The 9,338-nt window shown below is 72.1% G+C and carries 7 protein-coding genes; 2 read left to right on the top strand and 5 right to left on the bottom strand.

Annotation, left to right across the window (positions count from 1 at the left end; all coding sequences use genetic code 11):
* Positions 1-950: hypothetical protein (locus J1M36_RS09590; RefSeq protein ID WP_342358325.1), on the top strand; the 950-nt coding region annotated here is incomplete at its 5' end.
* A gap of 215 nt (positions 951-1,165) precedes the next feature.
* Positions 1,166-2,872: an alpha/beta fold hydrolase gene (locus J1M36_RS09585; RefSeq protein ID WP_206479182.1), complete on the top strand. Its 1,707-nt coding sequence runs from the start codon at positions 1,166-1,168 to the stop codon at positions 2,870-2,872.
* Positions 2,873-3,034: 162 nt separating this feature from the next.
* Here the strand turns inward: J1M36_RS09585 and J1M36_RS09580 are convergent, their stop codons facing one another.
* The 5 genes from J1M36_RS09580 to J1M36_RS09560 are packed head-to-tail and all read right to left on the bottom strand — an operon-like array spanning position 3,035 to position 9,305.
* The gene (locus J1M36_RS09580; RefSeq protein WP_342358324.1) at positions 3,035-5,806 is read right to left on the bottom strand and encodes a glycoside hydrolase family 2 protein; all 2,772 of its coding nucleotides are present in this window, start codon (positions 5,804-5,806) and stop codon (positions 3,035-3,037) included.
* 5 nt (positions 5,807-5,811) lie between these two features.
* Positions 5,812-6,918 (bottom strand): DUF1839 family protein, encoded by a 1,107-nt coding sequence (locus tag J1M36_RS09575; protein ID WP_206479180.1) that lies wholly within the window; start codon positions 6,916-6,918, stop codon positions 5,812-5,814.
* On the bottom strand, positions 6,915-7,856 hold the full coding sequence (locus J1M36_RS09570) for a hypothetical protein (RefSeq protein WP_206479179.1): 942 nt from the start codon (positions 7,854-7,856) through the stop codon (positions 6,915-6,917). The genes J1M36_RS09575 and J1M36_RS09570 overlap by 4 nt, the downstream gene beginning before the upstream one ends.
* Positions 7,853-9,058 (bottom strand): acyl-CoA dehydrogenase family protein, encoded by a 1,206-nt coding sequence (locus J1M36_RS09565; RefSeq protein ID WP_206479178.1) that lies wholly within the window; start codon positions 9,056-9,058, stop codon positions 7,853-7,855. The genes J1M36_RS09570 and J1M36_RS09565 overlap by 4 nt, the downstream gene beginning before the upstream one ends.
* Complete coding sequence (locus J1M36_RS09560) at positions 9,051-9,305, bottom strand: acyl carrier protein (protein WP_064845610.1); 255 nt, start codon at positions 9,303-9,305, stop codon at positions 9,051-9,053. The genes J1M36_RS09565 and J1M36_RS09560 overlap by 8 nt, the downstream gene beginning before the upstream one ends.
* Between the last annotated feature and the right edge of the window lie 33 nt (positions 9,306-9,338).

Genomic DNA, 9,338 nt, shown 5'->3' with positions numbered 1-9,338 from the left:
GCACCCCACACCCCTCCCCCGCCGCGATGCGCGGCCGCAAGGACCCCGCACTGGGCGTCCGCCCGGTGGACTACACCTCGTGGCGCCCTTCCGAGCGGCAAGGGGACGCGGACGCCGTCGGCGATGACTCCGAACCTCGGGCCGGAGCAGCGCCGGACGGGACGCCTCGGTCAGGTCCCGGGCCCCGAACAGTTCCCGGCGCGAACGGCACCCGTGCTGTTCCTGCCGCGGGCGGGGCACCCAAACCGGGCCCCGGGCCGCGCACGGTCCCCGCCGGGGAACCCACCACGCCCATCGCGTCCGAAGCACCACGCGAGCTCACGGTGGACCCGCAGCTCGCGGAGTTCGTTCGCCTGTTGCGCGCGGGCATCACCCCCGACACCACTGCCCCCGAGCGTGCGTTCTACACCGTGGACTCCGATCTGTCGGGGGCCCCGGCGCTCGAGGTACCCGCGGACGGCGTCGTCGTACAGGGCGTGTGGGACGTGAGCGAGAGCGCGCTGCAAGCCGTCGTGGCGGACCCCGAGGACACCTGGACCGCGGACCTCGGGCGCACCGACTACTACGTGCGCGGCCGGCTGTGCGTGCAGGTGACCCGGGCGGAGCACCGCGTGGTGGGGATCTACCGCAGCGGGTGGGCGATCGCCCGGCGCCCGGACGAGACCTGGGCGGACACCCCCGACTCCCTCGAGCACACCGGCGCGAAACCCGGGGGCAGCGGCACCCGCTATCCCACCAACCGCAGGGAACTGCTCGAACGGTTGCGCGGGGCGGGCTTCGAGGTCACCACGTCCGGGCCCACCCACGGGAAGATCACCCACCCGGACGTCCCCGGTAGGTTCCTGCCGTTCTCCTCGACGCCGTCCTCGCAGCGCTATGGCCGCCACGTGACCACCGCGGTGAAGCGGGTCTTCGGGATCGACCTGCGGGACCCCGCGAAAACCCGGTAACTGCCCTAAGTACCCCCTAAAGGGAGGGCAGGCATTTCCCCTCGGGAACCCCGGAATCACGTGCCAAAGGCGTATGCTTTTGCACAGTTCACTCCGCCCGTCCCGGGGAAAATGGTTAGTCTGGGCAAAAGTTCGTCAGGGGGCAAGCGCGCCGAGGTTCTTGGGGAAGAACCGGACGCCCGCAACGGAGACACGTATTACTTGGGGGATCATTCATGCTCACGTACTCGCAGCTGCGCCGTTCCAGGCCCGGCCACCGCTCACGCGTTCGCGAGGAGGACTCCGTACGCCACGGGTGGGTGCCTGCCGGGAACCGGTGGATCGCGGTGGACGTGCACGAACCCACGGCCACCGAGCGCGGCGGGACCGTCATCATCGTGGGGTCCCCGGGACGCGATCGCGTGACCCTGACCCGCAGCATGATCCACACGGCCCGGGCGCTGGCCGCTCACGGGTGGCGTGTGGTGCGCCTCGACTGGTCCGGGACCGGTCAGAGCCCCACCGCCGAGGAAGCCGTGGACGCCGGACTGTGGGTCGACGACCTGACCACCGTCCGCGATTGGGCGAGCTCCCACGGTCCCGTCCACGGGGTGGGCTTCAGCCTGGGCGGCACCGTGCTCGCCGCCACCGGGGATCATGGCTGGGCCTCCCGGCTGGTGCTGGCCCCCGTGTCCGGTAAGCAGTGGGTGCGCCACCAGAGCGCGCTGCGCCGCATGGGCGGGCCCGACCTACCGCCCCGCGTGAGCGAGGGCACGGAACTGATGAACCTGCAGCTGTCCTCGCACGGCGCGGCCGCGCTCAAGGCGCTTCCCGAGCCCGCGGACGGTCCCGATCGTCGGATCCGCATCCTGTCCGACGAAGAAGCAGGCGCACTCCCGATCAACGTGCACCCCCGCGCGGCCGCCGTCCCCGCCCGTCTGATCGCCACCGTTCGCACCGCGCTGGACGCCGCCCCGGCCGGGACGACGCCGGATGACACCGCTCGTCCCGACGGGGACGGCCTGGTCCCCGAGCAGGAGATCACCGTGGACGTGGCCGGGACACCCGTGGTGCTGCGGCGCTCGACCAGCGGGGCCGCCCGACGCCCGGCCATCATCACCGAGCCGGTGACCCGCGACCACGACGCCCCCGGGCTGGCGTTCATCTCCCCGGGTTCGGAGGTCATGGAGGCCTCCGGCGGTCTGTGGCTGCGCACCGCGCTGCTCGCGTCCGCGCGCGGCGCCGTGTGCTTGCTTGCCGAACGCTCCGACACCGGCGAGCTCGTGCGCTCGGACATCACGCAGGACTCCAACCCGTACGCTCACCACACGCTCACCGAATCCCGGGAACTCGTGATGCACCTGAGCGAACTCACGGACGGTCCGCTCCTGGGGGCGGGCATCTGTCTGGGCGCGTGGGGCCTGGTGGCCTCGGCCCACGAACTGCCCGCATGGCAGCGGGCACCGTGGCGCTACTGGCGCCAGGGCCTGCGCGGCGGCCCCCTGGCCCCCACCCTGCCCGGGCAGGACGAGGCGGCGGCAGCGCCGTCGTCCGCTCCCACCGCCGACGACGCACCCGCCGGCTCCCGCTGGGATGCCGTCCTGGCCGGGCTCAACGCCTACGTGGGGACGACGGCGCGCACCGTGGTACGCGGCACCCGTCACCGCGCCCGCAACGCGTCACCTCGGGTCAATGCGCTCGCGGCCGGGGTGGGGGTCATCGACGTCCCGCAGCCCACGCTGCGCCGGCTCACCAAGATCCCCGGACTCACGGTGGACGCGGTCTTCGGACCCGCCGATGCCAAGCACTGCGGGGTCACACCCCAGCGCCTGGGCCCGCGCAGCACGCTCACCGTCCTGGACCCGTTGGACCACTCGCTGTTCGCCACGGAATCGTGCCGCCGGATGGTGGATTACGTCCTGGCGTACGTGCCCGAGGTGTGAACCGCGGCGCGTACGGGACAGCGGGCCGATGACAGCCGCCGGCAAATGACTCAGGAGCCCCGCACGGGTGGCGTTGCCAGCACGTGCGGGGCTCTCTCGTCGATACGGCTCATGGGGCCGTCATGAGGTGACGCTTCACCCGGCCCGTTGAGAGATTGTCGGCTACTCGGACTCGGCGCCCACCGGAACCGATGGGACGCCCAGCGCCCGCACCCGCGTGGCCGCACGACCCTCGTCGGTGAGGGCTCCGCTGACCGGAACGTGCACCGTCTCACCCGGGAGCACATGGACGTAGCCGTCCTCGGCCACGGCCCCGCGGGGCAGGTCCAGGGCCACGAATCGCGCAAGTCCGAACGCCGTCACGGCCACCGACCACTCCCCCTGTTCCGTCCTGACCCAGTGAGCGTCAAGTCCCGGATCGGGTGCATCGTTGCGTCGCGGTCCGCCGGTCAGGTGGACGTCCCGGGCGAGCACGCGACCGGAGGGGTTCACGAGCTGGGCGGACACGGCGTCGTACTCCCGCTCGCCGAAACCGTACGCGTGGTCAAGGTCCCGGAACGTACCGTCCGCGAGGTCCGCGCGGATCACGGTCTCGCCGCGCGCGGGCACCGTGACCGGGATGTCGAGGGGTTGCTGGCAGCCGCCGTGCACCGTGGCCACGGTCAGTCGCAGTGTGGCCGTGAGCGGGGTCGGGCCGTCGTTCCAGACATGGACGGGTAGTCCGTCGCCGCCGGCGGGGAGGAAGGACACGGCCACGGGCGCGCACGCCCGGCGCATCCCGTACCACGCGGCGGTGGGCCGCCCGGAAGCATCCAGGACACCCCACCCGGGCCCCGCGGCCATGGACAGCGCCGAGAGCACGAGCGCTCCCCGGCACGGCGAATCCCTGCTGCGCCACTGGGCGAAAGTCCGCTGGAACACGTGGGCGAGCGCGGCGCGCTCGTACTCGAGGCGCTCGACGTGACCCGTCCCTGCGCCGTCGGACGCGGGCTGCCCCGGGGTCGCCAGACCGGCGTCCGGATCGCTGTCCCGGTCCAGGAACAGTCGGTGGACATAGATCGCGGTGGTGTCCTCGAAGGTCCATTGCGCCCCCGGGTCGTGGGCGACACCGGCGCGCCACGCGTCCGCGGAATCCCCATCGTCCAGCGGACCGTCCGTCCCGAATTGCTCCCGCACCGCGGCGGGTTCCGGCGGCACCGCGAAGGCCAGCGCCTCCGCCGCGAACCGCACCCCGCGGGTCACCGCGTCCTCGAGCGGTCGCCCGTAGGCCCCCACCCCGAAGTAGTGGGACACGCCGTCGGCCGCGTCCGTGGGAGCGACGGTCGGCACCGACGACGACGCCGCCCGCTCCCCCGAGGCCTCGCCCGTCTCGTACGCGTGCTGTGCGGCGTCCAGGTCCGCGTCCGAGCACGGAGAGGACGGAACGACCACCACGTCCGCATCGGCCTCCCCGACCGCACGGGGAACGTCCCGCAGGACCACGTCCGTGCGCCACTGCTCGGCGGGCCGGCCTGCGAGCACGGGGGCCTGGATGACCTCGGTGCCCCCGGAGATCACGACCGTGGACGGATGAGAGGCCAACCGCGAGGCGAGGTATCGGACCTCGTGGCGCAGCCCGGCGCGCCACTCGGAATCGTCCGGCGGGTCCTGAGGCCCCAGGGCCACGTCTTGCCAGACCATGAGACCCAGCTCGTCGCACGCGCGGTGGAAGTCCTCGGTCTCGTAGCACGCCGTTCCCGGGACGCGGATCATGGTGCTGCCGCCCGCGTGCAGGCGTTCCAGCACGTCGCGGGTGCGCTGCGGGTCTGCGGCCACCTCGAAGGGGTCCGCACCGGCCCACACGGCACCCCTCGCGAACACGGGGACGTCATTGATCCGCAGGGCCAAACCGCGATGGTCCCGGTCCCGCGGTTCGGCACACACCGACCGGAACCCCACGGCGTACGTGCATTCCCCCTGCCCGGTGCGCACCCGCACCCGGTACAGCGGTTGCTCGCCCATCCCGTGCGGCCACCACATCGCGGGGTCGGGCACGGTCACGTCCACGGTGAACGTTTCGCGCGATGTGGCATCGGACGCGGTCACGACGCGCTCGGCGGTCACCGGCTGCGCGTCCACCTCATAGGGAGGCTCCACGGTGATGTGTACGGTTTCACGCGCATGTTCCACCGCAGCGCCGCGGGCCACCGGAACGTCCGGGTCCGCTGAGCATCCGACGTCCGCCAGCTCCGCGGCCGCGCCCGCGCTCCCGGCCGTGTCCGCGTAAAGATCCGGGGTCGTACCCGTGGTCGGGCCGAGTTCCACGGTCACGACGCCGCTACCGTCCTCCCCGACCCGCGTGCGCACCGCGCGCGGTACGAGTCCGAGCGAGGGGTGGGGAGTGTCGTCGTCGGCGGCGGAAGAAAGAAGTGGGACAGCGCGCAGGCCGCCCCACGGACCCAGCACGGGCAGCGCACCGGGCCAGTCGATCGAGCCGATCAGCGGGGTGCGGCGCCACCGCAGGGAGCGGTCGGACACGAGCGGCGACAACCAGCGGGCGCGCGGCTTACGCGGCACGCTCACGGACGCCGTGGGCAGGACCCGCAGGGCGATCTCACACGGCCCGGACGGCAGCTCCACGATCACGTCCCACGGTGCAAAGGCACTGTGGGACTCGTGCACGACCCGGTCCGCGACCAGCAGCTGCGCCACGGTTGCCACGCCCGTGGACATGAACCGGTGCCGACCACCGGCGGTGGTGACCCGGGTGCGGTACTCCCACACGGTGTCGGGACCGTCAGTGGCCAGCACGGTGGCCACGCGGTCCTCCCCGAGGGCGTCCCGCAGGGCACCGGACACCGTCCCCGGGACCCGCGCGGGAATCCCACGAGCGAGGGCATCGCCCGGGTCCTGCGACGGGTCGAAGCGCCGGAGCGTCCACGCGGCGTCGCGCACCCCGGTCACTCCCCCAGGCCCAGGGCCTCACGCACCACGCGCATGCCCGCGGTGTGCCCGGCCACGAACGCCTCCGCGGACGAGTCGATGCGCGGTGTCCTGCCCGAGGCCGCCCGGGCCAGCTTGAACTGCAGGGCCTTGGCGGCGCCGGCGGCGGCGTCGAACTGCTCGGCGGCCTCGATCAGCTGCTCCGCGTCCACGTCGCTCGGCCACTCCTGCGCACCGCGGGACAGATACCGGCACGCGTGGGCGGCGAGCCCGGACGTGAGACCGGCCTGGCGCGTCGTCGCGAACGAGTACTGGTGGAAGTACTCCATGCCCCGCTCGGCGAGCACCGGGACGTGCTCCCGGATCGCGGCCACGAGCCGGTCGGCCGGATCGGGGTGCGCGTCATCGCCCGTCCCGGCGTCCGGGGCGCGGCGCAGGTGCCCCCGCGCGATCTCGACGGCGCGCTGCCACAGCGCCTCGGGCGCCAGGGACCGGATGCCGTCCAGTCGCACGAGTTCCACGTACGGGTACGGGACCCACCCGGAACCCACACCCGTGCCCAGCGCGTTGTCGAGGTCCTCCCCGTGCAGCACGTGGACACCGTCGTTGTGCAGGTAGACGAGTTCCCCCGCGACCGGATCCAGGCGCAACGGCACGATGGACGTCTTGGTATGGGCCCGCCCGTAGGACACGCCCTCGGTATCCGGGAGGTGATAAGCGTCCACCTCCACGATCAGGGCGTCCCCGCGGGACATCACCAGCTGCACGTGTTCGGCCAGGGGCCGCCACGTGTCGTACTCCCCCACCGTGAGGCCGTAGAGCGTCTCAAGGTCCTCCTGCCGGGGCTTGAGGAACTCCCACTGGTCCCCCAGGAAGTCCGCGCTGAACGCGGCCCCGAGCATGGGCAGCGGGTCCAACCCGAGGGTCGCGGTGAGACCGATCCACACGTCCATGTAGCAGTTCGTGGGTGACCACGGTTCCGCCGGGTCGTGCAGGACGGAGCGCGGTGCGTTCGCCACGGTGAGCGACTCGCATCCGCGCACGGCCAGGACCTCGTGGCCGAAGGGCTCCCGCACGGACGCGGTACCCGCCGACCCACCGTGGTTCACGGTCACGGCGGTCATGGCAACCCCAGTTCCTGACGCACGGTCGCGGGCCACGCGGCGGTGTCGAAACCGTGGCGCATGGCCAGGGCCAGGGCCACCCGCTCCAGACCGAAGCCGAAGCACGCGGAGTGGGCCACGGCGCCGTCGGCGGTGTGCAGGTGGAAGCTCTCACCGAAGTGGTCCTCGTGCAGGTTCGCGGAGGCGATCGCGGTGGGATGCCCCGGGTAGACCTCCGTGAGGATCTCGAACTTCAACTGCGCCTCGCGCTGACCCGCGCTGAGCAGGCGCCCCGCGCGGCCGAAGAACGGGTCGTTGGCGGTGTCCGCGTGGACCTCGAGCCCCAGGGAGCTCAGCAGGTTGGTCCCCGCCTCGAGCCACTTCTCGCGGTGCTCCCGGGCCTCCTGCGGCGTGCCCAGGCACACCGCCTCGAACATCCGGAAGGTCACGAAACGCATGGGGTCCGGGCTGGGCTCGTGGCGGTAGCACTCGCCCACGAGCTCGAACACCGAGCCGTCCACCTGCGAGCCCTCGAGGTACGCGTACAAGGGGTGGCACACCGCGGGGACCAGCGCGTGACCGGCCGGGGTGAGCTGGGCGGACCAGTCACCGTGCTCCTCGTACGTGGCGAGCAGCTCACGGTGAGCCTTGTTGTCGCCCTCGAACGCGGAGATGGTCCCGAGCAGTTGCGGGAAGGACGCGACGTAGTCCGTGCGCTCGAGCAACCGGGTCCCGTTGACCGGTGGGAAGCGCAACCGGCGCGTGCCGGCGTCCGGGGACAGCCGCGCCGCGACCTTGCGGGCCGCGGCGGCGATGCCCTGCACGACGTCCTCGGCCTGCGGACCGAGCCCGGTCACGCCGTCCCCGAGGGTGGGCAGGAACCAGCCGTGGGCCTCGAGGCCCTCGCGGAAGGTGTCCTGCAGCTGGGAGAGGTCCTGTGTGGTGTCCGTGGCGCTCATCGTTGCCCCCTGGAAACGAGTTGGAGTGTGGCGGTGTGGAGCAGGATGCGGTCGTTGTTGACCATGACCGAGGGCCCGATGCTGTCCCGGTACAACCGGGCCAGGCTCACGGGCGAACGATTGGCGAAAGCGGTGATGCCCACGATCACCATGGCGTCCCCCACGATCCGGCGCACTGCTTCCGCGCCCGAGACCTTGAGGGTGTTCATGGCGATCGCGAACTGCATGGACTCGGTCACGGCCGGATCGTCCCACGCGGCCTCGTAGCGGGCCACGCTCGCGCGCACCACGTCCGTCATGGACTGCAGCTGCACCTCGAGTTCCGCGAGCCGCAGCGCGGACGGCGGTGTGGTCCCCGGGGTCTTGCGCGCGGCCTTCTGCACCACGGACCGGGCGGTGAGCCCGGCCTGGGTAGCCATGCCCAACCACGCGGAGGCCCACAGGCAGTGGGCCGCCGGGAGCATGGTCTGCGCGGAGATCGTCTCGAACAGCACTGTGAACATGGCGTCCGCGGGCGTGGTGGCGTCCAGCTCGAAGGACTCGGAGCACGTGCCCCGCATCCCCAGGGCGTCCCAGCCACGCTGGCGGTCCAGCTGCAGGTTCTCGGCCTCGACCACCAACAGCACCTGGTCGCTCGACGCCGCGTCCTCGCTGCGCCGCGCGGTCACCAGGATCGCGTCCGCGTACGCACCGTAGGAGATCACGGGGCAGCTCTTGTGCAGGGCCACCCGGCCGTCCTCGATCGGGCGCACGGCGCACGTGGAATTGCGGGTGTCCCCGCCGATCTGGGCCTCGGTCGTGGCGGAGGCCAACAACAGCCCCTCGGCGGCCACACGGCGGGTGTAGTCCCGCAGGAAGTCGGTGTCCGCGTGGCGGGTGAGGCACAGCACCTGGGAGTGGTGCATGGCCAGGATCATGGCCGTGGAGGTGCACTCCCGACCCACGCGCTCGAGCATCCGGCACAGCTCGGTGATGCTGTAGCCCAGCCCGCCATCCGCTTCCGGGATCGGCGCGGCCAACAGGCCCTGGGCGCGGGCCTCCTCGATGGCCTCCCGCGGGAACCGGGACTCCGAGTCCACCGCGTCCGCGAACTCGCGCGCCACGGCGGCCACGGCCTCCGCGCGCGCGGCGACCCGCTCGGCCCGGTCGGTGTCCTCGGCACCCCGCTGCGGGGTGTCGATCAGTACCGCATGATCAGTCATTGTTGATCGCCTCCACGGCCTCGGTGATGGAGTTGATGGACGTGAACGTGGCCTTGGTCAGGCGCTCCTCGGGGAACTCGATATCGAACTCGTCCTCCAGGCCCAGCATCACGTTCACGGACGCGTGGGAGGTCATGCCTGCGCGGTACAGGTCCGCATCCGCGGCGATCGTCCCGGCGTCCTCGGACAGCTTCCCGTGCTGGCCCAGCACGGAGCGGACGGTGGTCTCGATGGCGGTGGAATCCATGGGGTGAACCTCTTTCGGTTGATGTGGTGGTTT

Origin of the sequence: Kocuria sp. KRD140 (assembly GCF_017168375.1) — a bacterium.
GTDB classification, from domain to species: Bacteria; Actinomycetota; Actinomycetes; order Actinomycetales; family Micrococcaceae; genus Kocuria; species Kocuria marina.
The sequence above is the reverse complement of the archived record's forward strand: the minus strand, read 5'-3'. Positions and strand labels throughout refer to the sequence as shown.

Bases quoted from the DNA above. Each gene is read 5' to 3' on its own strand.
- J1M36_RS09585 (WP_206479182.1), top strand. From the start codon at position 1,166: ATGCTCACGTACTCGCAGCTGCGCCGTTCCAGGCCCGGCCACCGCTCA.
- J1M36_RS09575 (WP_206479180.1), bottom strand. From the start codon at position 6,918: ATGACCGCCGTGACCGTGAACCACGGTGGGTCGGCGGGTACCGCGTCC.
- J1M36_RS09570 (WP_206479179.1), bottom strand. From the start codon at position 7,856: ATGAGCGCCACGGACACCACACAGGACCTCTCCCAGCTGCAGGACACC.
- J1M36_RS09565 (WP_206479178.1), bottom strand. From the start codon at position 9,058: ATGACTGATCATGCGGTACTGATCGACACCCCGCAGCGGGGTGCCGAG.
- J1M36_RS09560 (WP_064845610.1), bottom strand. From the start codon at position 9,305: ATGGATTCCACCGCCATCGAGACCACCGTCCGCTCCGTGCTGGGCCAG.